Origin of the sequence: Aeromonas sp. 1805, from assembly GCF_013085525.1 — a bacterium.
GTDB classification, from domain to species: domain Bacteria; phylum Pseudomonadota; class Gammaproteobacteria; order Enterobacterales; family Aeromonadaceae; genus Aeromonas; species Aeromonas hydrophila.
In genome coordinates this window covers 4489528-4514812 of sequence record NZ_CP038515.1, presented here as the reverse complement: position 1 = coordinate 4514812, position 25285 = coordinate 4489528, and the positions used below count along the sequence as shown (strand labels likewise).

The window sequence follows — 25285 nt, the reverse complement described above, 5'->3', positions numbered from 1 at the left end:
CGGCCCGTCAGCCGGCAGGGATCAGACGATGTCGATATCCACTACTGAATCGAAGATGTGGTTCGGCCGAAACGGCATGCGGTCGATGTCGGCCACCTTGCTCACCCCGGAGAGCACCAGCACCGTCTCGAGGCCGGCCTGGAAGCCCGCCAGAATGTCGGTGCGCAGGTTGTCGCCGATGATGATGGTGTCGTCGGAGTGGGCCTCCATTCGGTTGAGCGCCGCGCGGATGATCCAGGCGCTCGGCTTGCCGACGTAGAAGGGCTTCTTGCCGGTCATCCGCTCGATGGGGGCGCACAGGGCGCCGCAGGCCGGGTGCATCATGGGGCCGTGGGTATCCGGGTTGGTGGCGATGAAGCGGGCCCCCTGATCGACGAACTTGGCCCCCAGCTGCATCATGGTCCAGTTGTAGTTGCGGGTCTCGCCCACCACCACGAAGTCGGGGTCGATGTCGGTGATGGTGAAGCCAGCCTTGTAGAGCTCGTGGGTCAGCGCCCCTTCGCCGATCACATAGGCCTTCTTGCCGTCCTGGCGCTTGAGAAAGTCGGCGGTGCCCATGGCGGAGGTGTAGAAGCACTCCTCCGGCACCTCGATCCCGGCGGAGCGGAAGCGGTTTTGCAGATCTTTCTGGGTCTGGGCCGGGTAGTTGGTCAGAAACAGCAGCTTGCTGCCCTGCTCCAGCAGGCGGTGGACGAAGCGGTCGGCACCGGGCACCAGATCGTTGTTGTGCAGGATGACGCCGTCGATGTCGCAGATGACGTTTTTCTTCATGGGGACTCCTTGTGTAGGCGCAAGAGGCGGCGGAAAGTTGCGCCAACTCTCAAGATCTTCAAATAGTTATGTTGTTTTTGTGACGCCATTATAAGTCTGTTTGATGACAAGTCTCCCCCATAAACAGAGATAGGTGCACAATGAACGACAGAGGGGAGGGATCCGCTCTGCCACTGGCTGGTCCCGCTGTCTGTGAACCGATGGAGCCGTCATCATGGATAACTTTATTGCCGGTCTGCCCAAGCTGGAGCTGCACCTCCATATCGAAGGCTCGCTCGAGCCGGAACTGATGTTTGCCCTGGGCCAGCGCAACGGCGTGGCCCTGCCCTGGCCCGACGTGGCCAGCGTGCGCGCCGCCTACGAGTTCGACTGTCTGCAATCCTTCCTCGATCTCTACTACCTGGGGGCCAGCGTGCTCATCACCGAGCAGGATTTCTTCGACCTCACCTGGGCCTATCTGGAACGCTGCGCCGCCGACAAGGTGGTGCACGTGGAGATCTTCTTCGACCCCCAGACCCACACCGCCCGTGGCGTGCCCTTCGCCACCGTGCTGGGCGGCATCGAGCGGGCGCTGCAGCGCGGAGAGCGGGAGTTTGGCATCAGCTGGCGGCTCATCATGAGCTTCCTGCGCCACCTGAGCGAGGAGGATGCCTTTGCCACGTTGGCGCAGGCTACTCCCTTCCTGTCGCGCATTCACGGCATCGGCCTCGACTCGGGGGAGAAGGGCAACCCGCCCAGCAAGTTTGCCCGGATCTTTGCCCGCTGCCGCGAGCTGGGGTTGCCGGTGGTGGCCCACGCCGGCGAAGAGGGGCCGGCGGACTACATCTGGCAGGCCATCCGGGAGCTTGAGGTGCGACGCATCGATCACGGGGTACGCTGCGTCGACGATCCCGATCTGCTGCGCTATCTGGCCGATACTCGACTGCCGCTCACCGTCTGCCCCCTCTCCAACACCCGCCTCAAGGTGTTTGACAAGATGGCCCACCACAACGTGCTGGCACTGCTGGAGCAGGGGCTGTGCGTCACCATCAACTCCGACGATCCCGCCTATTTCGGCGGCTACATGAATGCCAACTTCCACGCCCTGGCCCATGAGCTGGGGGCCAGCATGAACCAGCTCTGCCGCTTGTCACTGAACGCGGTGGAGGCGAGCTGGCTGAGCCTGGCCGACAAGGCGCGGCTGACCCGGGAGATCAGGAGCTACGCCGCCTGCTACGGGGTCAGCCTCCATTAGCCTGCGGTGCTGGCAAGCATGCAAGGCAGAAACGACGCGCCCACCAGTGATGGTGGGCGCGTCTCGTTATGACTAGGCGGGTTTGACTCAGGCCGTGTGGGGCTGGGGGGCCGCCTGATAGGTCGGGTAGTCAATCAAGCCCTTTTCGCCACCGCCGAACAGGGTGGCCGGATCGTGAGGGGCCAGCGGATAGCCGTGGCGCAGCCGCTCGGGCAGATCGGGGTTGGCCACGAAGGGGCGACCGAAGCCTATCATGTCGGCCCAACCCGCCTCGAGCGCCGCCCGGGCACGCTCGCCGTCGTACTTGCCGGCATAGATGAGGGTGTTGGGGAAGGCGTCGCGCAGCCCCTGCTTGAAGCCCTCTGCCATCAGCGGGGCATCGTCCCAGTCCGCTTCGGCGATGTGCAGGTAGACCACGTCGAGCCGGCCCAGCAGGCGGGCGGCAGCCAGGTAGGTCTCCTGCGGGTTGGCATCCACGGTGCCGTTGAGGGTAGTGAGCGGCGCAAGACGCACCCCGACCCGGTCGGCCCCGATCTCGCTGCAGACCGCCTCGGTCACCTCTTTGAGGAAACGCAGCCGGTTCTCCAGCGAACCGCCGTAGCCGTCGGTGCGGGTATTGGACTCGGAGTCGAGGAACTGGTTGATGAGGTAGCCGTTGGCGGCGTGCAGCTCGATGCCGTCAAAGCCGGCCAGCATGGCGTTGCGAGCCGCCTGACGGAACTGGCCCACTACCGCGTCGATATCGGCCTGGGTCATGGCGCGCGGGGTGACGGTTTCGACGAACCCGGGGGCATTGCTGCCGTTGTCGACGAACACCCGCACCCCTTTCGCCTGAATGGCGGAGGAGGAGATGGGCTGGGCACCGCCGAGGTTGTCAGGGTGAGTGACCCGGCCCACGTGCCAGAGTTGGGCGAACATGGTGCCGCCCTTGGCGTGGACGGCGTCGGTCACCAGCTTCCAGCCGGCCACTTGTTCGGCGCTGTGGATCCCCGGCGTCCAGGCGTAGCCCTTGCCCATGGGGTCAATCTGGGTGCCTTCGCTGATGATGAGGCCGGCCCCGGCGCGCTGGGCGTAATAGCTGGCCATCATGGCATTGGCCACGTCACCGGGCTGGCTGGCGCGGGAGCGGGTCATGGGGGGCATGACGATGCGATTGTTGAGGTGCAGCTGGCCGAGACGCAGGGGGCAGAACAGGTGATCGTGGTGCATGGTGAATTCCTCATGGTGATGATGGGCTCACTCTAGTGCCGACATCCCTTGCGAAAAAGAGGGGTAATTGCAGAAAAGAATTGCGCTGATGGCAGCAATGGTGAAAAGAGGGAGGGGCAGGGGGAGACACCGGAATAAAAAAGGGGCCAGCAAGGCCCCTTTTTCAGCATGGTTCGCGCAATGGCGTCAGGCCTCCAGCGGCATGACGCGCACCCGCTCGATGCGCCGCTCGCTCACCTCGACCACTTCGAAGCCGAGCTGCTGCAGTTGCAGCCGCTGGCCCGGGGCGGGCAGGGTACCGAAGTGGGAGAGCAGCATGCCGGCCAGGGTCACGTACTCGTCGCTCTCGCTCACCAGCCCTTCGTGTTCCAGCACCTGTTCCACGTGGTGGATGTTGGTGCTGCCGTTGATGAGCCAGCCTTCTCCATCGCGGACGATGTCCGGCGTTTCATCTTCATCGGGCAGTTCGCCGACGATGGCCTCCAGCAGGTCGTGGGTGGTCACCAGCCCCTGGATCACGCCGAACTCGTCGGCCACCAGGATGAGGCTACCCTTGGCCTGGCGCAGCTCCGCCAGCAGCTTAATCACGTTGATGGTCTGCGGCACTATGATGGGGTCGTTCTGCTTGGCCAGCTCGCTCAAGGATTGCCCTTCGTTGAGGGCAAACAGCAGGTCGCGCGCCTTGACCACCCCGATCACCTCGTCCAGATCGCCGTCACAGACCGGGAACAGGCTGTGGGGCTCCTGCTGCAGCAGGGCGCGGAGCTCGTCATTGGAGTCGTTGACGTCGATCCAGGCCATTTCGGAGCGCGGGGTCATGATGGTGCGGATGGAGCGTTCGGCCAGCGACAGCACCCCGGTCACCATGTAGCGCTCCTCCTCGCCAAAGCTCACCGGCTCGGCGGCGGGGGCGTCCAGATCGTCGTCCGGTCGGTCCTGATACGCCTTGCTGCCCATCAGCTTGAAGATGGCGGCGGTGGTGCGCTCGCGCAGGGGCTGCTTGGCCTCGTGGCGCTCGGCACTGCGCTGGGAGAGCTGGTTGAAGAATTCAATCAGCACCGAGAAGCCGATGGCCGCGTAGAGGTAACCCTTCGGAATATGGAAGCCGAACCCTTCCGCCACCAGGCTAAAACCGATCATCAGCAGGAAGCTCAGACAGAGCACCACGACGGTGGGGTGAGCGTTGACGAAGCGGGTCAGCGGCTTGGAGGCGAGCACCATCACCAGCATGGCGATGGTGACGGCCGCCATCATGACGCCCAAGTGTTCCACCATGCCGACGGCGGTGATGATGGAGTCCAGCGAGAAGATGGCATCCAGCACCAGGATCTGGGTGATCACCACGCCGAAGCTGGCATAGACGCCGACCGGCCCGTCTTCGGGCGGCTTGGCCTCCAGCCGCTCATGCAGCTCGGAGGTGGCCTTGAACAGCAGGAACAGGCCGCCCCCCATCAGGATCAGGTCCCGACCGGAGAAGGGGTGATCCCACAGGTGCAAAATGGGGGTGGTCAGGGTGACCAGCCAGGACATCACGCTCAAGAGCCCCAGGCGCATCAGCAGCGCCAGCGACAGGCCGATGACGCGGGCCTTGTCCCGCTGAGCGGGGGGCAGCTTTTTCACCAGGATGGCGATGAAGACCAGGTTGTCGATCCCGAGCACGATTTCCAGGACGATCAGGGTAAACAGACCGATCCAGATGTGGGGATCCAGCAGCAATTCCATGTAGTGACCTCAATAAAAAACAGACAGAGCAGAGAGTGAGCACGGCGTACGATGGCCGCAGTGACAGCAAGGCAATGGCGTTATTCAGAGGCGCTGATTAAGCAGATAAAGATAGGCTTTGACGGGAAGAAACGAAGGGCAACTTCGGGGATTGTCCATGATGGGCAATAAAACCTCGGGTTAAAAGTGAGCCCTGATGATAACGGGAATCCCGTATTTGGCAAGAGGGGGGCGGGAAGCACCGGGGGAGACGCGCTCGCCCAGCGGGCGACAAAGGCGGGCGGAGCTTGCCAGGCAAGCCCCACCTTGCGGCTTACAGCCAGCGTTTCTCGCGGGTGAAGCAGACCGACAGCCAGGCGTCCCCCAGGGTATCGCCGAGGCGGGACCAGAGCTCCTGGCGCAGGGCATCCTGGCGCTCGACGGGCCACTCCTGGCCGGGGGCTACCAGAATGTTGAGTTCGAGATCGAAGCGGCGGCCACTTTTCGCCAGATGGCTGTAGCACTCGATGCCATGGCGCAGGCGCAGGGCCTCGACTTCGCTTGCCACCAGCCGGGAGACATCCCCCTTGGGGGCGATCTTCAGCACTTCCCGCAGGTTGCGACCGAGCACCTTGATGGGGATGAGGGTGGCGCAGAGGGCCAGCAGCGAGACCAGCACCGGGTCTATGTAGCGGTTGTAGTGGCCGTAGCCGATGGCATCGAGGCCGATGGCGACCACGAAGCCGATGAGCAGGGTGGTGCTGAGCAGGGTGTCGACCAGCCACTCCTTGGAGTCCACCCGCACCAGCTCGGAGTTGACCCGCTCGGCCACGTCGGCCTCGACCCGGTAGATGATGCCGCAGAAGAAGGTGGAGACAACGGCATAGATGAGGGCATGGCCGAGATCGATCTCCCGTCCGCCCGCCAGCAGGGTGGTGAGGCCGTTGTAGAGTGCCGCCAGACAGAGCAGCAGAATGATGGTGCCGTTGATGACGTTGGCGATGGGCTCGAAGTGGGCGTAGCCGTATTGAAAGCGGGCGTCGGAGGGACGGGTAACCAGGTAGGCGGTGATGAGCCCCAGCCCCGTCATGCCCATGCTGAACAGGGTGAAGATGCCGTCCAGCATGATGGCGTTGGAACCGACGAACAGGCCATAGCCGATCCCGAAAATGGCAAAGGTGATGCAACCAAACAGCGACAGGGTCAGCGCCTGTTTTTCGGTGCGAATCAGCGTACTGATAACATGGCTGTAATGAGCCATAAAAGTCCTCCTTTCAAATGGTGAAGATTGCGCGCGCAAGCGGTTTTCTAGCTGATATACTGCCCGCTCACATGTGAGCGGACTGGTTCGGGGGCCCGCGAAGAGGCTGGCCCGAACGGTCGTTGTCGCCGGAGTTCCGGCATCAAGCAAAGGAAGGGAACAAGGATTCATGATCCCGAGACTCGATTACCAGGACAGTTTGTCACCTACAACCCTGCAGTTTCTTGAGTTGCTGGCGCGATCAGCATTTCGTGGTGATATCGAAAAGTCTTATGCAAGCCGGTTGGCGATGGCGACGGATAACAGCGTCTATCAGGTAGTACCTCAGGCGGTTCTCTATCCGCGCAGTGCGGATGATATTGCGGTGATGCTCAAGCTGGCCCAGGGGCCCGAGTATGCGACCTTGAGTTTCTTCCCTCGCGGCGGCGGTACCGGCACCAATGGTCAATCCTTGGGCGGCGGCATTATCGTCGATCTCTCGCGCCATATGAACCAGATCATGGAAATTAATCTGGAAGAGGGCTGGGTACGGGCCCAGGCCGGGGTGGTCAAAGATCAGCTCAACGCCTATTTGAAGCCCCACGGCTACTTCTTCTCGCCGGATCTCTCCACCTCCAACCGCGCCACCCTGGGCGGCATGGTCAACACCGACGCCTCGGGGCAGGGCTCGCTGGTGTACGGCAAGACCTCGGATCACGTGCTCGGCCTCAAGGCCGTGCTGGAAAACGGCGATCTCATGGCCACCGAGCCGGTGACCGGCCCGCGCCTGGCGGACAAGCTGGCGCTGGAGAGCCGGGAGGGGGAGATCTATCGCACCCTCTATCGCATCGGCCGCGAGCGGCGCGCCGACATCGAGGCCACCTTCCCCAAGCTCAATCGCTTTCTGACCGGTTACGATCTCAAGCATCTCTATCAGCCCGATACCGACACCCTGGACGTGAGCCGGGTGCTGTGTGGCTCGGAAGGCTCCTTGGGCTTTATCACCGAAGCCAGGCTCAACATCACCCCCATCCCGCGTTACCGCACGCTCGTCAACGTCAAGTACGACAGTTTCCCGTCGGCCCTGCGCAATGCCCCCTTTATGGTACAGGCCCATGCGCTGTCGGTGGAGACGGTGGACTCCCGGGTACTGGGACTGGCCCGCGCCGACATCATCTGGCACTCGGTCAAAGAGTTCATTCAGGAGGTGCCCGGCAAGGATCTGCAGGGGCTCAACATTGTCGAGTTTGCCGACACTGACGAAGCTGAGCATCAGGCCAAGGTGGCCGAGCTGTGCCGGCGCATCGACGCCCTGCTGGCCAAGGGGGAGGCGGGGATCATCGGCTATCAGGTGTGCAACCACCTGGCCAGCATCGAGACCATCTACGCCATGCGCAAGAAGTCGGTGGGGCTGCTCGGCAACGCTGAAGGGCGCAAGAAGCCGGTGGCCTTCACCGAAGACACTGCCGTGCCGCCGGAGTCGTTGGCGGACTTCATCATGGAGTTTCGTGCCCTGCTCGATGCCCACGGCCTTGACTACGGCATGTTCGGCCACGTCGATGCCGGGGTGCTGCACGTGCGCCCGGCGCTGGACTTGTGCGATCCCGAGCAGGAGGTGCTGCTGCGGCGCATCTCCGATCAGGTGGTGGCGCTCACCGCCAAATATGGCGGCCTGATGTGGGGCGAGCACGGCAAGGGCTTTCGCTCCGAATACAGCCCCGCCTTCTTCGGCGAGCTGTGGGAGGAGCTGCAACGGGTCAAGGGGGCGTTCGATCCGGCCAACCGCATCAATCCGGGCAAGATCTGCATGCCTTATGGCAGCGGCGCTGAGCTGGTGTCAGTGGATGGGCCCAAGCGCGGCAAGTTCGACCGCCAGATCCCGCTGGCGGTGCGTACCAGCTATACCCGGGCCCTCGATTGCAACGGCAACGGTCTGTGCTTCACCTTCGAGACCGACTCCCCCATGTGCCCCTCGGTCAAGATCAGCCGCGACCGCCGTCACTCTCCCAAGGGGCGGGCCGGCCTGATGCGCGAATGGCTGCGCCAGCTGGCAGAGCAGGGCTTCGATCCGCTGAGTGAGGAGGTGGCCCTGCAAAGCGGTGGTCTGCGCTTCAAGCAGATTGTCGACAAGTTTCGCAACACAGTGGCCCGCGCCCGCGGCGAGTATGACTTCTCCCACGAGGTGATGGAGGCGATGGAGGGGTGCCTGGCGTGTAAAGCCTGCACCAGCCAGTGCCCCATCAAGGTGGATGTGCCCACCTTCCGTGCCCGCTTCATGCAGCTCTATCACAGCCGCTATCTGCGCGGCCCCAAGGATTACTTCGTCGGCACGGTGGAGAGCTACGCCCCCCTGCTGGCCAAGGCGCCGAAACTGGTCAACTTCTTCCTCGAGAAAGAGTGGGCCCAGAAGGCGACCGAGAAGAGCATCGGCATGGTGGATGTGCCGTTATTGAGCGTGCCGACCCTGGCCGAGGAGCTGCGGGACCATCGCGCCCGCTATTTCGACCTGCCGGGCCTGGAGGCCATGAGCCCCGAGCAGCGTCAAAAAGTGGTGCTCATCGTGCAGGATCCTTTCACCAGCTACTACGATGCCCCCGTGGTGCGTGATCTGGTGAAGCTCGCCAGCAAGCTCGGCCTGCAGCCCTATCTGCTGCCGTTCAAGCCCAACGGCAAGCCCCAGCACGTGAAGGGTTTCCTGCGCGCCTTCGCCCGTACTGCCGCCAGCAGCGCCCAGTTCCTCAACAAGGTGGCGGCGCTCGGCATCCCCATGGTGGGGGTCGATCCCTCCCTGGTGCTCTGCTATCGGGACGAATACGTGAAGGCGCTCGGTCCCGCCCGCGGTGACTTCCAGGTGCTGCTGCCCCAGGAGTGGCTGCTCTCCTTGCCGGCAGAAGTGTTGCCGGTGCGAGAAGCGCACGCCGGCGCCGAGCCCTGGTATTTGTTCGCCCACTGCACCGAGAAGACCGCCAAGCCGTCGACTCACGGTGACTGGAGTTCCCTGTTCCGCCGCTTCGGTGCCACCCTGCAACCGGTGTCGGTGGGCTGCTGCGGTATGGCCGGTACCTATGGTCACGATGCCAAACAGGTGGAGAACTCCAAGGGCATCTATGGCCTGAGCTGGGCCGAGCCCCTGGCTCGCCTGCCGCAAGCCCGTTGTCTGGCCACCGGATATTCGTGCCGCAGCCAGGTCAAGCGGATGGAGGGGGAGAAACTCAAGCATCCGCTGCAGGCCCTGCTGGAACTGCTCTGATGCTGACCCTGCCCAAGCGGTTTCGGGTGCCGCAAGCCTATCGGCACCCACACTTCCTGCTGCTGCCGGTCAATCCGACCCAGGCGGTGGTGGAGTTCGTCGCCATGCTGCGCGAGCGCGAGCAGCTTCATCAGCTGTTTCGCCCGGACGATGTGTGGCCCTCCGCCAATTTCAGCCTGAGCCAGCACGAGGCCGATCTGGAGTGGCAGCACTCCGAGTTTCTGGCCAAACGCTCCTTTGCCTATGGCCTCTGGAGCCCGGCGCGGGAGCCCGAGTTCTGGGGCGGGGTTTACCTCTACCCCTCGGTGCTGCCGGAGGTAGCGGTGGAGCTCTTCTTCTGGAAGGTGGACGAGGCGCCGCTCACCGATGCCGAACTGGAGGCCGAACTGCGCGCCTGGCTCGGCAAGGTATGGCAGTGGCCTGAGCCGCGCCTGCCGGGGCGCGACCAGCCCTGGGCCGAGTGGCCAGGGGTGACCTATCCCTGGTGAGAGTCAACCTCGATGCAAGATGCCCCGGCGTGGGCATCTTTTTTTTTGCTTCTTTTTCGCCGACACTGCTGGTTTACCGCTACGGCGCAGCGATAACCCGTTGATCACGCAAGGAGTCCGCTCACCATGAGTCAAGAAAGCAGCCCCATCTGGCGCAAACCCATGAGCCTTGAGGGGCTCAACGCCAGCTCTCACAACACCCTGATGGCCCACCTCGACATCGTCTATAGCGCCTTTGGTCCCGACTGGCTGGAGGCCACCATGCCGGTGGATCACCGCACCCATCAGCCGCTCGGCATGCTGCACGGCGGCGCCTCCGTGGTGCTGGCGGAGACGCTGGGTTCCTTGGCGGCCAACATGGCGGTCGGGTCTGACAGTTATTGCGTGGGGCTGGAGGTCAATGCCAACCACCTGAGAGCCAAGCGGGAAGGGGTGGTGACGGGGCGCTGCGCGCCGCTGCATCTGGGGGCGACGACTCAGGTGTGGCAGATAGAAATTCGCGATGAACGTGGTCGTTTATTGTGCACCAGCCGGTTGACCATGGCGGTGCTCAAACACAAGCGGGACAAGGACTCTGGCGAAGCGTGATCTGCAATAACGCACTATGAGTGAAAAATAAGCAAGCCATAGTCGCAAGATCCCTCTATAATTGCCAACGTCTTGAGAGGCTTATCACATTTTTCAAGACAGCAGAACAAAGTGGCGCTATAATCGCCGCCTTTTTGCTATTCCGCGGTGTTAGCCGCCTGCCTTAATCTGGAAGAATCTATGTCTGATACCGAACAACTGCCCCTTTTTAGTGAGCTTGGACTGGCCGCGCCTGTACTGAAAGCGCTGCAGGACGTGGGCTATGAGCGCCCGTCCCCCATCCAGGCCGCAGCAATTCCCCACCTGATGGCGGGCCACGATCTGCTGGGGCAGGCGCAAACCGGTACAGGGAAGACCGCTGCTTTTGCCTTGCCTCTGTTGTCTCGTCTGGAAGCTGGTAACCGCAACACCCAGATCCTGGTGCTGGCACCGACTCGTGAACTGGCTCTGCAGGTGGCTGAAGCGTGCCAACGCTATGCCCACCACATGCCTGATTTCCACGTGCTGCCCATCTATGGCGGCGCCTCCTACGAAACCCAGACCCGCGCCCTGCGCCGCGGTGCTCAGGTTGTCGTGGGTACCCCGGGCCGTGTGATGGACCTGATCCGTCGCAAGAACCTGGACCTCTCCGGCCTGAAAGCCCTGGTGCTGGACGAAGCGGACGAGATGCTGCGCATGGGCTTCATCGACGACGTGGACTGGATCATGGAACAGTGCCCGGCTGGTCGCCAGGTTGCCCTGTTCTCCGCCACCATGCCGGAGCAGATCCGCCGTGTGGCCCAGAAGCACCTGAAGCAGCCCAAAGAGATCAAGATCGCTTCCAAGACTGCGACCGCCACCACCATTCGCCAGCGTTACTGGCAGGTGACCGGTCTGCACAAGCTGGACGCCATGACCCGTCTGCTGGAAGTCGAGCCCTACGAAGCTCTGTTGGTGTTCGTACGCACCAAGAACGCCGCCGAAGAACTGGCTGGCAAGCTGGCTGCCCGTGGTCACGCCTGTGAAGCGCTGCACGGTGACATCCCGCAGAAGCTGCGTGAGCGTACCGTCGACAAGCTGCGCCAAGGCCAGCTGGACATCCTGATCGCCACCGACGTGGTTGCCCGTGGTCTGGACGTTGAGCGCATCACCCACGTGGTGAACTACGACATCCCCTACGACACCGAATCCTACGTTCACCGTATCGGCCGTACCGGCCGTGCCGGTCGCAAGGGCGAAGCCATCCTGTTCGTGGCACCGCGTGAGCGTCGTATGCTGCGCGCCATCGAGCACGCAACTCGTCAGGCCATCGAGCCGATGAAGATGCCGAGCACCGAGGACATCAACCAGCACCGTCTGGCCAAGTTCAAGGAGCGCATCCGCGAAACCATGATGGGCGAAGAGCTCGAGATCTACGTGAACCTGGTGAACGAGCTGATCGAAGAAGACTCTGCCGATCCGCTGGAGCTGGCTGCCGCACTGGCCAAGCTGGTACAGGGCGACCAACCGCTGCTGCTGGATGACTCCATTCCGGATCCGGTGTTCAACGCCGGCAACGATCGCGGTGGTTTCGAGCGTCGTGACTTCAACGACCGTGGTGGCCGTGATTTCGCCGACCGTGGCGATCGCCCGGCTCGTCGCATGCCGTCCCTGGAGCCGCGTCCGCTCAAAGACAACCCGGACGTGGAAATGGAGCGCTACCGCGTAGACGTGGGTGCCCATCACGGCGTCAAGCCGGGCCAGATCGTGGGTGCCATCGCCAACGAAGCGAACATCGAGAGCCGTTTCATCGGCAACATCGACATCGCCGATGACTTCTCCACCGTCGATCTGCCCAAGGGCATGAGCGCCGAAGTGCTGGAAGTGATCAAGAAGGCCCGTGTCTGCCAGCGTCCGCTGCAGATCAGCCGCTACACCGAAGTGCCGGCCGGCAGCAACACTGCTCCCCGTCCGCCCCGTGGTGATCGTCCGTTCCGTGGCGACCGTCCTTTCAACAAGGATCGCCGTCCGCAGGGTGACCGTCCCTTCAACAAGGATCGCCGTGAAGGCGGTTTCGACAAGGGTCGCAAATTCGGTGGCAAGCGCCGCGACAGCTAAACCCTGACTGCTAGCTAAAAAGGCCGCTCATCGAGCGGCCTTTTTGTTGCCCGTCGTTCACCCAGGCGACGCTGCTGCGCCGCATGGGGGGATTGAAAGGGTAAGTCCATGGCGCACCCTTGATATCGCCGATGGGTTGGCCTGACATCGTCCTGGCTGTGTGTGGATGGAATGGGATGGGGCAGAAAGTAAGAGGCGGACAAGTGCAGGATTGCCGATGGCTGGTGCAAGCTACGTCAGCATAAAAGGAAAGGGGGCAGCAGCAAGAGCAGGCTGAGAGGGGCGCTCGGGCTGGTTTGTCCCGGTCTATGCCATCGCGATGAGGGCAGCAAAAAGGCGACCTCGGGGTCGCCTTTTATGTTTATGCATCTATCTTGGGGGACTTAGAGCACCATGGCGGCAATCCAGCCGAAGATGATGAGCGGGATGTTGTAGTGGATGAAGGTGGGCACCACGCTGTCCCAGATATGGTCGTGCTGGCCGTCGGCATTGAGACCCGAGGTGGGTCCCAGGGTCGAGTCGGAGGCGGGAGAGCCCGCATCCCCCAGGGCGCCGGCGGTGCCGACCAGAGAGATGGTCGCCAGGGGGGAGAAGCCGAGGTGCAGGCACAGCGGCACATAGATGGTGGCGATGATGGGCACGGTGGAGAAGGAGGAGCCGATCCCCATGGTGATGAGCAGGCCCACCAGCAGCATCAGGAAGGCGGCCAGCCCCTTGTGGCCCGCCATCATGCCGGAGACGGCCTGGACCAGGCTCTCCACCCCGTGGGTCTCTTTCATCACGGCGGCGAAGCCGGCGGCGGAGATCATGATGAAACCGATGAGGGACATCATGCGCACGCCCTGGGTGAAGGCATCCTGGCTCTCGCGGAACTTGATGACGCCGCCACAGGTGAAGATGACGAAGCCGGCCAGCGCCCCCAGCACGATGCTGTTGGTCATCAGCTGCAGCCCCAGTGCCACGGCGATGGCCAGCAGGGCGACCCAGATGTGGTTGAGGTTGAGATCGACCGTTTCCGGCTCGGCGGCCAGGATCTTTTCCAGATCATACTGGCGCGGTTTGCGGTAGCTGAAGAAGACGGCGATCAGCAGGCCGACGAACATACCCAGCACCGGAATGGCCATCGCCAGCGGCAGCTGGCTGTGCTCGACCGGCACGCCGTTGTCGATCAGGTTCTTGGCCAGGATGTTGTTGAGGAAGATGCCGCCAAAGCCCACCGGCAGCAGCATATAGGTCGCGGTCAGGCCAAAGGTGATGACGCAGGCCACCTGACGACGGTCGATCTGCATCTGGGCCATGACGTGCAACAGTGGCGGGATCAGGATGGGAATGAAGGCGATATGGACCGGGATCAGGTTCTGGGAGGAGATGGAGACCCCCAGTACCGAGCTGAGCAGCAGGGCCTTGACCCAGAGGATGCGGGAGCTGCTGGCATCCTTGCCGAGTTGGCTGATCACCTTGCGTGCCAGCAGATCCGTGATGCCGGAGCGGGAGATAGCGACTGCGAAGGCCCCCAGCATGGCGTAGGAGAGGGCGATCTCGGCGCCGCCACCCAGACCACCGCTGAAGGTGCTGAGGGTCTGCTCGAGGGAGAGACCGCCAATCAGGCCGCCGACGATGGCGCCGATGGCGAGAGAGACCACCACATTGATCCGCAGCAGGCTGAGCACCAGCATCAGCGCCACCGCGATAACAACAGGATTCATTTGCTTTCCTTATAGTTTGTGTTGCTGTCTGTCGTGTGAAAGGCAGTTAGTTTGCGAAAAATGTGACAAATGTCGAGTAAAAAATCAGGTGAATGGCCTATCTACAGCATTCCCGGCGGTTCAATCCAGATGAAGAATCGGGAGAGATAAGAAACGGTGCTGGATGGGCCTTTTTTCGACATTCTGGTCAAACCAGATGGCGCAAGAAAAGAGGCTGCCGTGGCAGCCTCTTGGGAAGGGGGCGTCGTTACTCGCTGGCGTCGTCGGCTACCTCGTCCGGGTGGGGCGGGGGCCAGCCACCCAGGCTCTTCCAGCGGTTGACGATATGACAGAACAGCTCGGTGGTGCGCTCGGTGTCGTAGAGGGCGGAGTGCGCCTCTTTATTGTCAAACGGAATGCGCGCGCTCTGGCACGCCTTGGCCAGCACCGTCTGGCCCAGCGCCAGGCCGGAGAGGGCGGCGGTGTCGAAGGTGGCAAACGGATGGAACGGATTGCGCTTGAGGCCGGCCCGCTCGGCGGCGGCCATGACGAAGCCGTGATCGAAGGTGGCGTTGTGAGCCACTATGATGGCGCGGCCGCAATCCTGCTCCTTCATCCCCTTGCGGATGCCCTTGAAGATCTCGGTCAGCGCCTCTTTCTCGCTGACGGCGCCGCGCAGCGGATTGAAGGGATCGATGCCGGTGAACTCCAGCGCCGCTTTTTCCAGATTGGCTCCTTCAAACGGCTCGACATGAAAATGGAAGATCTGGTCGGGCACGAGCCAGCCCTGCTCGTCCATCTTGAGGGTATAGGCGGCGATTTCCAGCAAGGCGTCGGTTCTGGCATTGAACCCGGCGGTTTCAACATCGATGACGACGGGGTAAAAGCCACGAAAACGGCCCTTGAGGGTGTGAACAGCGTCGGTCATGGTATCTCGGTCGGCGTGAAATGAGGCGGCATTATGGCAAAAAAGCCGGCCTTTGTCCCTCATCGGCCGCCATCGGCGCGCTGGCCGATTCTATTATCGACACGCGGGCTTATAATTGACCACTTCAACAATGGAATGGGGAGCAACGATGAAGAAGCTGGGATTGGCGCACAAGATGTTGCTGGTGGTCTGCCTGCCACTGCTGGCCTTGCTGTTTTTCTCCGGCCGATACGTCTATGAGCGTTATCGGGTCGAGCAGGAGATGAGTCAGGCCCAGGCCGCATTGGCGGTGGTGCGGGAAGCGGCGCAATTGGCCCACGAGCTGCAAAAGGAGCGCGGCATGTCGGCCGGTTTCTTGGGTTCCGGTGGCAACAAGTTCCGCGATGCCCTGCCGGCGCAGCGCAAGCAGGTCGATACCCTGCTGCAGCGCTTTCATGAGGATCCCGCCCTGCTGGCACTCAAAGAAGTGCAGCAGGAGCTGGCCGGGCTCACCGCCATGCGCGAGCGGGTCAGTGCGCTGGGGGTCGAGGTGGCGGAGCAGGTCAGCTTCTATACCCGGATGATCACCCAGTTGTTGGCGGTGGTGGATCAGATCAGCATCAATAGTCGGGATGCCACCATAGCGCTGCAGACCAATGCCTATGCCGCCTTCTTGCAGAGCAAGGAGCGGATGGGGCTGGAGCGGGCAACCTTGAGCAACGTGTTCGGCCGTGACAGCTTCACACCGGCGCTGTTGCAGCAGTTCATCTCCCTGTTGGCGGCCCAGAATACCTATCTTGAGCGTTTTCAGGCGGTGGCGAGTCCCTCCCAGCGTCAGCTGCTGGCCGACAGCCTGGCCTCGCCGGTGGTGAGCAAGGTGGCCGCCATGGAGAAGCTGGCGCTGGACAAGGCGGCCAGCGGTGGCTTCGGGGTGGATGCCGAGGCCTGGTTTGCCTTGAGCACCGACAAGATCAGCCTGCTCAAGGAGAGCGAAGACCGCCTCTATCAGCAGCTGTCCGAGCGGGTTGACCAGATGCGGGCGAAGAGTGCCAGCGATTTCTGGTGGGCCGCCACCGGAGTCCTGCTGTGCGTGCTGCTCACCAGCTTCGTCTGCTGGCGGGTGGTGCGGGATCTGCATCTGGGCTTCATGGCTCTGCACCATACCTTCAAGCGGCTGGTGCAGGAGAACGATCTGACGGTGCGGGTCAACTGGCGATCCGGTGATGAACTGGGGGCATTGTCGCGGGATCTGAATCACTTCCTCGAACATCTGGAAGGGCTGATGCTGGCGGTGCGCCGCTCCTGCGAGGTGCTGGCCCGCAGCGCCGCCGCCTCGGCCAACGTCATTGCCGAAGTCAACGCCGGGGTGGCCAAGGGGTTTGGCCAGGTGGATCTGGTGGCGACTGCCGCCACCGAGATGGCCTCGACGGTGGCCGAGATCGCGCGCAATGCGACTCAGACCTCGCTGGCGACCCAGCAGGCCATCGGCCGGGCCCGGCAGGGTGATAAGGAGGTGGATCAGACCATCGATGCCATCCAGCAGGTCGCGGGTACCTTGAGTGATACCCAGCAGCTGGTGGACAGCCTGCATCAGGACACCGAATCGGTAGGCGAGGCCCTCAACCTCATCAAGCAGATCTCGGATCGCACCAACCTGCTGGCCCTCAACGCCGCCATTGAGGCGGCCCGCGCCGGCGAATCCGGCCGCGGTTTTGCAGTGGTGGCGGAAGAGGTGCGGGCGCTGGCGTCGCGCACCCAGCAGGCAGCCGACGACATAGAGCGGATGCTGGTGCGGCTGCGGCAGGGGGCCAATCAGGCGGTCACCGCCATGCACCTGGGGACCGAGCAGGCGGGGCTGAGCGTGACCGAGGCCAAGCGGGCGGGCAGCGAGCTGACCGACATCGTCAACGAGGTGCGCAAGGTGAGCGACATGACCGCCCAGGTGGCTACCGCTACCGAGGAACAGCGCTATGTCACCGACGATATCCAGCACAACGTGATGACCATTCGCGAGGTGTACGAGGCGCATCGCCAGCACTCGGAAACCCTGCAGCAAAACAGCGCCGAGCTGGATCAGCTGGCGCGGGAGCTGGCGGGGCGTATCGCCCGCTTCAAATTGATGGACGCCGCCTCGACCCACTGATCGGTTTGCCCTAAAGCTTGTCCTGCCCCTGCCGATATCTAACCTGAGATCGTGTGGAGGGCAGGCAGTTGAACGCTTGGATGTTGGGGTTGGTCAGCATATCCGTGAGTATGCAGTTACAGGCGGGAGTCACCGAATTCGGTGCCGGCCTGGATCAATCCGTCTGGCGCTTGACCTCCGACACCCAGGTGGAGTGCCGGCTCGAGCACCCCATCCCCAACTGGGGCACGGGGGCATTTGTCAGCCGCGCCGGTCGCAAGATCAACCTGGATTTCGAGCTCAAGGGGCTGCGCCAGCAGGCCCAGACCCAGACGGTCAGCCTGGGCATCATGCCACCGGTCTGGCGCCCCGGCATCGCCGGGCGGGAAGTGAGCCAGCTGCGCTTTTACCAGCAGTTTGACGGGCTGGTGGAGGGGCAGACCGCCTGGACCATGCTGGACGAGCTGGAAGGGGGGCGTATGCCGACCTTCCAGTACCGCGATTGGTATCGGCAGAATCGACCGGTGCGGGTCTCGCTCTCCTCGGTCAACTTCCGGGTCAAGTATCAGGCCTTCGTGGATTGCCTCAATGGCCTGCTGCCCTACAGTTTCAACGACATCGCCTTCAGCGTGCTTACCTATGACAAGAACAGTGACGAGCTGTCGCTGGCCTCCAAGCGGCGGCTGGCGATGATCGGCGAGTATGTGAAGGTGGACAAGAGCATCGACGTGGTGGTGATCGACGCCTACAGCGACAGCTATGGCGGCCGCTGGCCGAACCAGAAGCTCTCCGAGAAACGGGCCGATGCCATCAAGAAGGTGTTTGTGGATCTGGGCATCGAACCCGGCAAGATCTCGGTGGAGGGGCACGGCGAGAAGCAGCACGTCGCCTCCAACGAAACCGAAGATGGCCGTGCCAAGAACCGGCGGGTGGTGATCAACATGGGCCGCAACGGCGCCATCTGAGGTAAATCCAGCCATGAAAAAGAGCGCCTTGGCGCTCTTTTGGTTTTTCTGGGTATAGCCAGATTTAGACGCTGTCGCCGAGGCCGCTGCCGGCATCTTTCTTGGCGATCAGCTCAATCTTGTAACCGTCCGGGTCTTCCACGAAGGCGATGACGGTGGTGCCGCCCTTGACCGGGCCCGGCTCGCGGGTGATCTTGGCACCGGCGGCGCGCAGCGCCTCGCAGGTGGCATAGATGTCGTCCGCTTCCAGCGCGATGTGACCGTAGGCCGAGCCCCGCTCGTACTCGCTGACACCCCAGTTGTAGGTGAGTTCGATCACCGCTTCATCTTTCTCGTCACCGTAGCCGACGAAGGCCAGGGTGTACTTGTATTCGCTGTTCTCGCTCTTGCGCAGCAGTTTCATCCCCAGCACTCGGGTATAGAAGTCGATGGAGCGTTGCAGATCGCCGACGCGCAACATGGTATGCAGGATTCTCATTGCTCAATTCTCCGGGTAGTGGTTCTTGTGGTATGGGTGCCGCCCTGGGGACGGATACCGGCGCTTGGCTCAAGCCCGTGCTCGCCAGGAGCGGCGCCATGGCTGCGCCGCTTGCGAGCCGGCAGCCATGTTCAGCTCTCCGGGTAGACCTTTTCCTTATACTCGCACAAGTCCTCGATGATACAGGAACCGCAGCGCGGTTTGCGAGCCAGACAGGTGTAGCGCCCGTGCAGGATCAGCCAGTGGTGCACATCCAGCTTGAATTCGGCGGGGACCACCTTGAGCAGCTTATCCTCCACCTGATCGACGTTCTTGCCCACCGCAAAGCCGGTGCGGTTGGAGACCCGGAAGATATGGGTATCGACGGCGATGGTGGGCCAGCCGAAGGCGGTGTTGAGCACCACGTTGGCGGTCTTGCGGCCGACCCCGGGCAGGGCTTCGAGGGCTTCGCGGTTCTCCGGCACTTCACCGCCGTGGCGCTCCAGCAGGATGGCGCAGGTCTTGATGGCGTTCTCGGCCTTGGTGTTGAACAGGCCAATGGTCTTGATGTACTCCTTGACCCCGTCTACTCCAAGTTCCAGCATGGCCTGAGGGGTGTTGGCCACCGGGTAGAGCTTGTCGGTGGCCTTGTTGACGCTGACATCGGTGGCCTGGGCCGACAGCAGCACGGCGATCAGCAGCTCGAACGGTGTCTTGAAGTTGAGCTCGGTGGTGGGGTGGGGGTTGTCGTCCCGCAGTCGCTCCAGTATCTGCCTACGTTTCTGATTGTTCATGGCTCTCTCTTGGCTCAGAGCTGGGTCGCGCGGGCACCCGCGGCCGGTACGCTGCAGTGGGCCTTCTCGGCGCTCTGCTTGCGACCCATCCAGTCGTTGATGGCGTTCTTGCCGGCGATCATCAGGCCGAGACCGATGAAGCCGCCAGGGGGCAGGATTGCCAGCAGCAGGCTGGCATCGGCGTGGAACAGCTCGATGCGCAGTGACTTGGCCCACTCTCCCAGCAGCAGGTCGGCACCGTCGAACAGGGTGCCCATGCCGATGATCTCGCGCAGCCCGCCCAGCACCAGCAACACTAGAGTAAAGCCCAGCCCCATCATGAAGCCGTCGAGGGCCGCCAGCAGCGGCGGGTTCTTGGAGGCATAGGCCTCGGCCCGGCCGATGATGACGCAGTTGGTGACGATGAGGGCGATGAAGATGCCGAGCGCCTGATAGAGGCCATAGGTGTAGGCGTTCATCAGCAACTGCACGCTGGTCACCAGCGCCGCGATGATCATCACGTAGACCGGGATGCGGATATCCTTGGGCACCAGGTTGCGCACCAGCGAGATGGCGAGGTTGGAGCTGACCAGCACTGCCATGGTGGCAAGGCCGAGCCCCAGCGCATTGGTGAAGGTGGAGGAGACCGCCAGGGTGGGGCACAGACCCAGCACCTGCACCAGCGAGGGGTTGTTCTTCCACAGCCCCTGCAGCATCAGCTCCTTGAGCTCTTCGCGGCGGCCATTGCTCTCGCTGAGCGGGCTCTGCCCGTCAATCACATCGACTTGTTCCATAGCTTGTGCTCCGGCGTTAGGGGGTGGCGTCACAGGCGGGGGCGTCGCGCAGCAACTCTGGGTGCTCCTGTTGCAGCAGCAACAGGTTCTTCACCGCCTTGACCACGGCCCGAGGGGTGATGGTGGCACCGGTGAAGGCGTCGAACTCGCCGCCGTCTTTCTTCACGGCCCAGCTGGCCTCGTTGTCGTGGCTGAGAAACTTGCCGACGAAGCTGTTGATCCAGTCCGACTTCTTCAGCTCGATCTTGTCGCCAAGGCCGGGGGTTTCCTTGTGGGCCAACACCCGGACCGCGCTCACGGCGCCCTTGGCATCGGTGCCCACGATGAGGCGAATGGCCCCACTGTAGCCGTCGGGGGCGACGGTTTCCAGCGCATAGCCGGTGATTTCGCCCTGCTTGGTCGCGGTGTAGAGCGGCATGGACTGATCGCTGCCCAGATAGCGTCGGCTCTGCACCAGCTTGCAGCTGGCGACCAGATCGTTGTCATAGCTCCCCTCCGGCAGCAGGGCGGAGAGGGTGCGCAGCTTCTCCAGCTGCTGCTGGTGGGCGATCCGCCCCTGGGTCAGCTCGTTGGTCAGCACCACCACGGCGGTGCAGGCGAGGGCAAACAGGGCGAGAGTGACGCCGTTTTTGCGCATGCTCTTTAACATTGCATCATTCCTGAGGGTGAGGTGTGCGCGAGGATCATTTGCGACGGGCTCCGTAGACTTTCGGGCGGGTCAGGCTGTCGATCAGCGGTACGCACAGGTTGGCCAGCAGCACGGCAAAGGCGAAGGCATCCGGGTAGCCACCAAAGCGGCGGATGACATAGACCAGCACGCCGATGAGCACGCCATAGACCAGGCGGCCGCGCGGGGTGGTGCTGGCACTCACCGGATCGGTGGCGATGAAAAAGGCCCCCAACATGGTGGCGCCGCTGAACAGGTGGAACATGGGGGTGGCGGTGGCATCCGGGGTCATCAGATAACCCAGGGTGGCCGCCAGCAGCAAGGCGCCGAGGATGGCCCCCGGAATGCGCCAGTTGATCACCTTCTGCTGCAGCAGGAACAGGCCGCCCAGCAGGTAGCCGAGGTTGACCCAGCTCCAGCCGATGCCGCCCCAGCCTTCGAAGACGGTGTGGGTCATCACCTCGCCGGCGGTGAGGCCCTGAGTCAGCCCGGTTTTCAGGGTGTCGAGCGGTGTGGCCATGGTCAGCCCATCCACCCCCTGCTTGAGCTGCGCCATGCTGTAACCGTCGAGGCTGAAGCCAGTGAAGATCACCGAGGCCGCATCGCCAAAGCCGATGTCATAGGCGGCGATGCTGGAGGGCGGCAGCCAGCTGGTCATCTGCACGGGGAAGGAGACCAGCAGCAGCACATAGGCCACCATGGCGGGGTTGAACAGGTTTTGACCCAGCCCGCCATAGAGGTGTTTGGCGATGATGATGGCAAACGCCGTGCCCAGCACCAACATCCACCAGGGTAGCAACGGCGGCAGGGAGAGACCGATCAGCACGGCGGTCAGGGCCGCGCTGCCATCCAGCAGGGCCGGTTTGACGGGGCGTCCGCGCAGGCGCAGCACCAGCGCCTCCGAGCCCAGCGCCGTGACCAGCGCCAGCAGGATCTGGATCAGGGTGCCCCAGCCAAAGAACCAGCTCTGCGCCAGAAAACCGGGCAGGCAGGCCAGGATCACCAGCAACATCAGGGTTTGGGTCTGTTTGCGGTTGTGGGCAAACGGCGCACTCGCGATATTGAACATGGATCAGTGGCTCTTGTCGGTCGATGGAGAAGGAGAGGCCTGGGCTGCTGCCTCGGCCGCCAGTTTGCGGGCCTTGGCACGGGCCACGGCAGCGGCAATGGCCGCTTTCTTGGGATCCGCATCGGCGGCTGGCTGCGACGCATCGGCAGCCGGTGCCGCCACGGTGGTCACCTCGGGTTTGGCAGTGGCCTCCTCGTCATGCACCTCTGCGGGCTTGGCAACGGCCTCCTCACCTTGCGCCTGAGCGGCCTTCTTGGCCTTGGCGCGGGCGATGGCGGCAGCGATGGCCGCTTTCTTGGGGTCGACCTCGGCGGCAGAGTCAGGCTGCGGCGCTGCGGCAGGGGCTGCCACGGCGGTCTCTTCACCTTCGGTCACGGCTGCATTCCCTTGCGCCTGAGCGGCCTTCTTGGCCTTGGCGCGGGCAATGGCAGCCGCGATAGCCGTCTTCTTGGGATCCGCGTCGGCAGCGGGGTCAGGCTGTGGCGCTGTTGCAGGGGTTGCCACGGTGGCCTCTTCACCTTCGGTCACGGCTGCGTCCCCTTGCGCCTGAGTGGCCTTCTTGGCCTTGGCGCGGGCAATGGCAGCAGCGATAGCCGCCTTCTTGGGGTCGACCTCGGCGGCTGAGTCAGGTTGCGGCGCTGCGGCAGGGGCTGCTACGGCGGCTTCTTCACCTTCGGTCACGGCTGCATCCCCTTGCGCCTGAGCGGCCTTCTTGGCCTTGGCGCGGGCGATGGCGGCAGCAATGGCGGCCTTCTTGGGATCTGCGTCGGCGGCGGTGTCAGACTGGGGCGCGCCTACAGGGCTATCCGCAGCCGCTTCATCACCTTGCGTGCTGGCAGCTTTTTTGGTTTTGGCGCGGGCAATGGCTGCCGCGATGGCCGCCGTCTTGGGATCCGTATCGGCAACGGGGTCAGACTGAGACGCAGCAGCAGGGCTATCCACAGCCGCTGCTTCGCCTGGCTCCTGAGCCGCTTTTTTGGCCTTGGCACGTGCCAGCGCCGCCGCAATGGCGGCTTTCTTGGCATCCTGCCCGTCCGCTGCCGGTGCATCGGTCTGGGCCGAGTCGGGCTCGCTGGCAGCCGCCTTGGCGGCGCGGCGGGCGATGGCCTCCTGCTTGCGCGCCTCGCGGGCGGCAATCATGGCGCTGTTGTCCGGTGCGAGCTCGCTGGCACCAACGGGTGCTGCGTCCTGCTTGGCCTTGATGCGGGCCAGAGCGGCGGCGACCGGATCTTCACCTCCGGCGGCCGTCATGGCCTGGCGGCGCTGGGCCGCTGCCTCGGCGTGGCGCGCCTCGCGGGCGGCTTTTTCCCGCTCGAAGCGGGCCTGCTTGGCCTCGAAACGCTGCTTGGCACGCTCGGCCTTCTCGGCCTCGGCGCGGGCCTCGCGAATGTCATCCTTGGCAATCTTGTAGTACTGCACCAGCGGGATCTCGCTCGGGCAGACCCAGGCGCAGGCGCCGCACTCGATACAGTCGAACAGGTTGAGCCCCTCGGCCTTGTCGTACTCCTTGGCCCGGCTGTACCAGTAGAGCTCTTGGGGCAGCAGGTTGGCCGGACAGGCGTCGGCACAGGCGCTGCAGCGAATGCAGGCCTGCTCCGGACCGGGCGGTGGCAGCTCGGCCCGGGTGGGGGAGAGCAGGCAGTTGGTGGCCTTGACCACTGGCACCATGGCATGGGGCAGGGTGAAGCCCATCATGGGGCCGCCCATGATCACCCGCTGATCCGCCTCGGGCTGCAGCTCGAAACGCTGCAGCAGCCAGCGCACCGGGGTGCCCAGCAGCACCCAGGCGTTGCCCGGTTTCTTGAAGGCGTCGCCGGTGAGGGTGACGATGCGGGAGATGAGCGGTTCGCCGTCGATGATGGCGCGCTTGATGGCAAACACCGTGGCCACGTTGAGCACCATGATGCCCATGTCCACGGCGCGACCCCCCTTGGGAACCTGGCGGCCGGTGAGCAGCTCGATGGTCTGCTTGGCGCCGCCCGAGGGATACTTGGTGGGCACCGTCTTGACCAGCACGTCTTCGTCTGTGGCATGACGGGTCAGCTCACCGATGGCGGCCGGCTTGTTGTCTTCCACCCCGATCAGGGTCAGCTTGGGCTTGAGCAGGTGCTTGAGCACCCGGATGCCGTCCATGATCTCGTCGGCGTACTCCTGCATCAGCCGGTCATCGGTGGTGATGTAGGGCTCGCACTCCAGCCCGTTGACGATCAGGATCTCGGTCAGCTGACCGCGGCCATCGAGCTTGCTGTGGGTCGGGAACACGGCGCCGCCAAGGCCCGCGATGCCGGCCTGCTGGATGCGCTCGAGCAGCTCGCCCCGCTCCAGATTCCAGTAGTCGCTGCGGCCCTGACGCTCGCCCCAGGCATCTTCGCCATCCGGGGTGAGGGTGATGCAGAGATCGTCGAGACCGGAGGGGTGGGCCACCGTGTGGTGACCGATGGCGGTGATGGTGCCAGAGGTGGAGGCGTGCACCGGCACGAAACGCCCCTTGTCATGGCGAGTGAGCGGCTGGCCCTTCTTGACCTGGTCGCCGACCCGCACCAGCAGGTCGCCGGCCGGGCCCGCGTGCTGGCGCACCGGGATGATGAGCTGGGGCGGCAAACCCGCGTCCACTACCGGGGTGAGACTGGATTGGTCTTTGTTCTCGGGAGGGTGAATGCCGCCGTGAAAATCCCACAGAGTGCCGGCTTTGATGCGTTCGAGTAAGGACTGCATGGTTACTTATTCCACTATCTTGACCGGAATGGCGACGTTGGCCAGATCCCACTTCCAGTTGTCGACCGTGGTCGGCACCGGGATCATTTCGATACAGTCGGTCGGGCAGGGATCGACACAGAGATCGCAGCCGGTGCACTCGTCGGCAATGACGGTGTGCATCGCCTTGGTGGCGCCGACGATGGCATCGACCGGACAGGCCTGGATGCACTTGGTGCAGCCGATGCATTGATCTTCATGAATGAAGGCAACTTTCTTGATGGGGACGGCGGCCTCGGCGCCGCCCAGCGGCTGGGGTTCGACCCCCATCAGGTCGGCAATCTTGCGCATGGTGGCATCGCCACCTGGCACGCACTTGTTGATCTGGTCGCCATTGGCCAGCGCCTCGGCGTAGGGCTTGCAGCCCGGGTAGCCGCACTGGCCGCACTGGGTTTGCGGCAGCAGGGCGTCGAGCTGATCGACGATGGGATCGGCTTCCACATGAAATTTGACGGCGGCAAAGCCCAGGATGATGCCGAAGGCCAGAGCCAGCAGAGCCAACACCAGAACGGCAAAGAGTATGTGAGTCATAGCG

General features: G+C 63.4%; 20 protein-coding genes. 7 read left to right on the top strand and 13 right to left on the bottom strand.

The features are described 5' to 3' along the window. Positions 1-21 precede the first annotated feature (21 nt). Positions 22-771, bottom strand: a complete 750-nt coding sequence (locus E5E96_RS20940; RefSeq protein WP_011706469.1) for an HAD-IIA family hydrolase — start codon at positions 769-771, stop codon at positions 22-24. 214 nt (positions 772-985) lie between these two features. Here E5E96_RS20940 and E5E96_RS20935 point away from each other — a divergent pair, with 214 nt between their 5' ends. Beyond that, positions 986-2005: an adenosine deaminase gene (locus E5E96_RS20935; protein WP_171283054.1), complete on the top strand. Its 1020-nt coding sequence runs from the start codon at positions 986-988 to the stop codon at positions 2003-2005. 87 nt (positions 2006-2092) lie between these two features. Here the strand turns inward: E5E96_RS20935 and E5E96_RS20930 are convergent, their stop codons facing one another. The 3 genes from E5E96_RS20930 to E5E96_RS20920 all read right to left on the bottom strand — a co-directional run bounded on the left by E5E96_RS20930 (position 2093) and on the right by E5E96_RS20920 (position 6176). Further along, positions 2093-3214 carry an alkene reductase gene (locus tag E5E96_RS20930; RefSeq protein WP_171283053.1) on the bottom strand — a complete coding sequence of 374 codons (1122 nt, stop codon included), beginning with the start codon at positions 3212-3214 and terminating at the stop codon, positions 2093-2095. Between the two features lie 186 nt (positions 3215-3400). Beyond that, positions 3401-4936, bottom strand: coding sequence for a TerC family protein (locus E5E96_RS20925; RefSeq protein ID WP_171283052.1), 1536 nt, complete (start codon positions 4934-4936; stop codon positions 3401-3403). A gap of 313 nt (positions 4937-5249) precedes the next feature. Continuing rightward, a complete protein-coding gene (locus E5E96_RS20920; RefSeq protein WP_011706465.1) occupies positions 5250-6176 on the bottom strand; it encodes a cation diffusion facilitator family transporter in 927 nt (308 codons plus the stop codon). 169 nt (positions 6177-6345) lie between these two features. Here E5E96_RS20920 and E5E96_RS20915 point away from each other — a divergent pair, with 169 nt between their 5' ends. The 4 genes from E5E96_RS20915 to E5E96_RS20900 all read left to right on the top strand — a co-directional run bounded on the left by E5E96_RS20915 (position 6346) and on the right by E5E96_RS20900 (position 12557). After that, entirely contained in the window at positions 6346-9405 is a 3060-nt protein-coding gene (locus tag E5E96_RS20915; protein WP_171283051.1) for an FAD-binding and (Fe-S)-binding domain-containing protein, read from the top strand. After that, a complete protein-coding gene (locus tag E5E96_RS20910) occupies positions 9405-9893 on the top strand; it encodes a hypothetical protein (protein ID WP_139748716.1) in 489 nt (162 codons plus the stop codon). The genes E5E96_RS20915 and E5E96_RS20910 overlap by 1 nt, the downstream gene beginning before the upstream one ends. A 126-nt stretch (positions 9894-10019) precedes the next feature. Continuing rightward, a complete protein-coding gene (locus tag E5E96_RS20905) occupies positions 10020-10481 on the top strand; it encodes a hotdog fold thioesterase (protein ID WP_139748715.1) in 462 nt (153 codons plus the stop codon). 180 nt (positions 10482-10661) lie between these two features. Beyond that, positions 10662-12557, top strand: a complete 1896-nt coding sequence (locus E5E96_RS20900) for a DEAD/DEAH box helicase (RefSeq protein WP_016351112.1) — start codon at positions 10662-10664, stop codon at positions 12555-12557. A gap of 383 nt (positions 12558-12940) precedes the next feature. On the opposite strand, the gene E5E96_RS20895 is transcribed toward E5E96_RS20900, so the two are convergent. Next, the gene (locus E5E96_RS20895; protein ID WP_024944876.1) at positions 12941-14263 is read right to left on the bottom strand and encodes a Na+/H+ antiporter family protein; all 1323 of its coding nucleotides are present in this window, start codon (positions 14261-14263) and stop codon (positions 12941-12943) included. A 247-nt stretch (positions 14264-14510) separates the two neighbouring features. Further along, a complete protein-coding gene (gene rnt / locus E5E96_RS20890; RefSeq protein ID WP_171283050.1) occupies positions 14511-15170 on the bottom strand; it encodes a ribonuclease T in 660 nt (219 codons plus the stop codon). 148 nt (positions 15171-15318) lie between these two features. Here rnt and E5E96_RS20885 point away from each other — a divergent pair, with 148 nt between their 5' ends. Then, a complete protein-coding gene (locus tag E5E96_RS20885) occupies positions 15319-17292 on the top strand; it encodes a methyl-accepting chemotaxis protein (protein ID WP_101149567.1) in 1974 nt (657 codons plus the stop codon). A 68-nt stretch (positions 17293-17360) separates the two neighbouring features. Further along, positions 17361-18236, top strand: a complete 876-nt coding sequence (locus E5E96_RS20880) for an OmpA family protein (RefSeq protein WP_024944879.1) — start codon at positions 17361-17363, stop codon at positions 18234-18236. A 64-nt stretch (positions 18237-18300) separates the two neighbouring features. Here E5E96_RS20880 and gloA read toward each other — a convergent pair whose 3' ends face one another. The 7 genes from gloA to rsxB all read right to left on the bottom strand — a co-directional run bounded on the left by gloA (position 18301) and on the right by rsxB (position 25281). Continuing rightward, positions 18301-18714 carry a lactoylglutathione lyase gene (gene gloA, locus E5E96_RS20875; protein WP_171283049.1) on the bottom strand — a complete coding sequence of 138 codons (414 nt, stop codon included), beginning with the start codon at positions 18712-18714 and terminating at the stop codon, positions 18301-18303. Positions 18715-18845: 131 nt separating this feature from the next. Further along, positions 18846-19487, bottom strand: a complete 642-nt coding sequence (gene nth / locus E5E96_RS20870; protein WP_171283048.1) for an endonuclease III — start codon at positions 19485-19487, stop codon at positions 18846-18848. Positions 19488-19501: 14 nt separating this feature from the next. Further along, on the bottom strand, positions 19502-20260 hold the full coding sequence (locus E5E96_RS20865) for an electron transport complex subunit E (protein WP_024944880.1): 759 nt from the start codon (positions 20258-20260) through the stop codon (positions 19502-19504). A 16-nt stretch (positions 20261-20276) separates the two neighbouring features. Continuing rightward, positions 20277-20909 (bottom strand): electron transport complex subunit RsxG, encoded by a 633-nt coding sequence (gene rsxG, locus E5E96_RS20860; protein WP_016351104.1) that lies wholly within the window; start codon positions 20907-20909, stop codon positions 20277-20279. Positions 20910-20943: 34 nt separating this feature from the next. After that, positions 20944-21996 carry an electron transport complex subunit RsxD gene (gene rsxD, locus E5E96_RS20855; protein ID WP_029302759.1) on the bottom strand — a complete coding sequence of 351 codons (1053 nt, stop codon included), beginning with the start codon at positions 21994-21996 and terminating at the stop codon, positions 20944-20946. A gap of 3 nt (positions 21997-21999) precedes the next feature. Then, entirely contained in the window at positions 22000-24711 is a 2712-nt protein-coding gene (gene rsxC / locus E5E96_RS20850; RefSeq protein ID WP_171283047.1) for an electron transport complex subunit RsxC, read from the bottom strand. A gap of 6 nt (positions 24712-24717) precedes the next feature. Then, positions 24718-25281 (bottom strand): electron transport complex subunit RsxB, encoded by a 564-nt coding sequence (rsxB, locus tag E5E96_RS20845; protein WP_065477011.1) that lies wholly within the window; start codon positions 25279-25281, stop codon positions 24718-24720. Positions 25282-25285: the final 4 nt, after the last annotated feature.

What these genes read in the sequence shown, in the direction of transcription:
- E5E96_RS20910 (WP_139748716.1), top strand. Translation starts at nt 9,405, where the DNA reads ATGCTGACCCTGCCCAAGCGGTTTCGGGTGCCGCAAGCCTATCGGCAC.
- rsxB (WP_065477011.1), bottom strand. Translation starts at nt 25,281, where the DNA reads ATGACTCACATACTCTTTGCCGTTCTGGTGTTGGCTCTGCTGGCTCTG.
- E5E96_RS20900 (WP_016351112.1), top strand. Translation starts at nt 10,662, where the DNA reads ATGTCTGATACCGAACAACTGCCCCTTTTTAGTGAGCTTGGACTGGCC.
- gloA (WP_171283049.1), bottom strand. Translation starts at nt 18,714, where the DNA reads ATGAGAATCCTGCATACCATGTTGCGCGTCGGCGATCTGCAACGCTCC.
- E5E96_RS20905 (WP_139748715.1), top strand. Translation starts at nt 10,020, where the DNA reads ATGAGTCAAGAAAGCAGCCCCATCTGGCGCAAACCCATGAGCCTTGAG.
- rsxD (WP_029302759.1), bottom strand. Translation starts at nt 21,996, where the DNA reads ATGTTCAATATCGCGAGTGCGCCGTTTGCCCACAACCGCAAACAGACC.
- rsxG (WP_016351104.1), bottom strand. Translation starts at nt 20,909, where the DNA reads ATGTTAAAGAGCATGCGCAAAAACGGCGTCACTCTCGCCCTGTTTGCC.
- E5E96_RS20915 (WP_171283051.1), top strand. Translation starts at nt 6,346, where the DNA reads ATGATCCCGAGACTCGATTACCAGGACAGTTTGTCACCTACAACCCTG.
- E5E96_RS20885 (WP_101149567.1), top strand. Translation starts at nt 15,319, where the DNA reads ATGAAGAAGCTGGGATTGGCGCACAAGATGTTGCTGGTGGTCTGCCTG.
- E5E96_RS20895 (WP_024944876.1), bottom strand. Translation starts at nt 14,263, where the DNA reads ATGAATCCTGTTGTTATCGCGGTGGCGCTGATGCTGGTGCTCAGCCTG.
- rsxC (WP_171283047.1), bottom strand. Translation starts at nt 24,711, where the DNA reads ATGCAGTCCTTACTCGAACGCATCAAAGCCGGCACTCTGTGGGATTTT.
- E5E96_RS20920 (WP_011706465.1), bottom strand. Translation starts at nt 6,176, where the DNA reads ATGGCTCATTACAGCCATGTTATCAGTACGCTGATTCGCACCGAAAAA.
- rnt (WP_171283050.1), bottom strand. Translation starts at nt 15,170, where the DNA reads ATGACCGACGCTGTTCACACCCTCAAGGGCCGTTTTCGTGGCTTTTAC.
- E5E96_RS20925 (WP_171283052.1), bottom strand. Translation starts at nt 4,936, where the DNA reads ATGGAATTGCTGCTGGATCCCCACATCTGGATCGGTCTGTTTACCCTG.
- E5E96_RS20940 (WP_011706469.1), bottom strand. Translation starts at nt 771, where the DNA reads ATGAAGAAAAACGTCATCTGCGACATCGACGGCGTCATCCTGCACAAC.
- E5E96_RS20930 (WP_171283053.1), bottom strand. Translation starts at nt 3,214, where the DNA reads ATGCACCACGATCACCTGTTCTGCCCCCTGCGTCTCGGCCAGCTGCAC.
- E5E96_RS20935 (WP_171283054.1), top strand. Translation starts at nt 986, where the DNA reads ATGGATAACTTTATTGCCGGTCTGCCCAAGCTGGAGCTGCACCTCCAT.
- E5E96_RS20865 (WP_024944880.1), bottom strand. Translation starts at nt 20,260, where the DNA reads ATGGAACAAGTCGATGTGATTGACGGGCAGAGCCCGCTCAGCGAGAGC.
- nth (WP_171283048.1), bottom strand. Translation starts at nt 19,487, where the DNA reads ATGAACAATCAGAAACGTAGGCAGATACTGGAGCGACTGCGGGACGAC.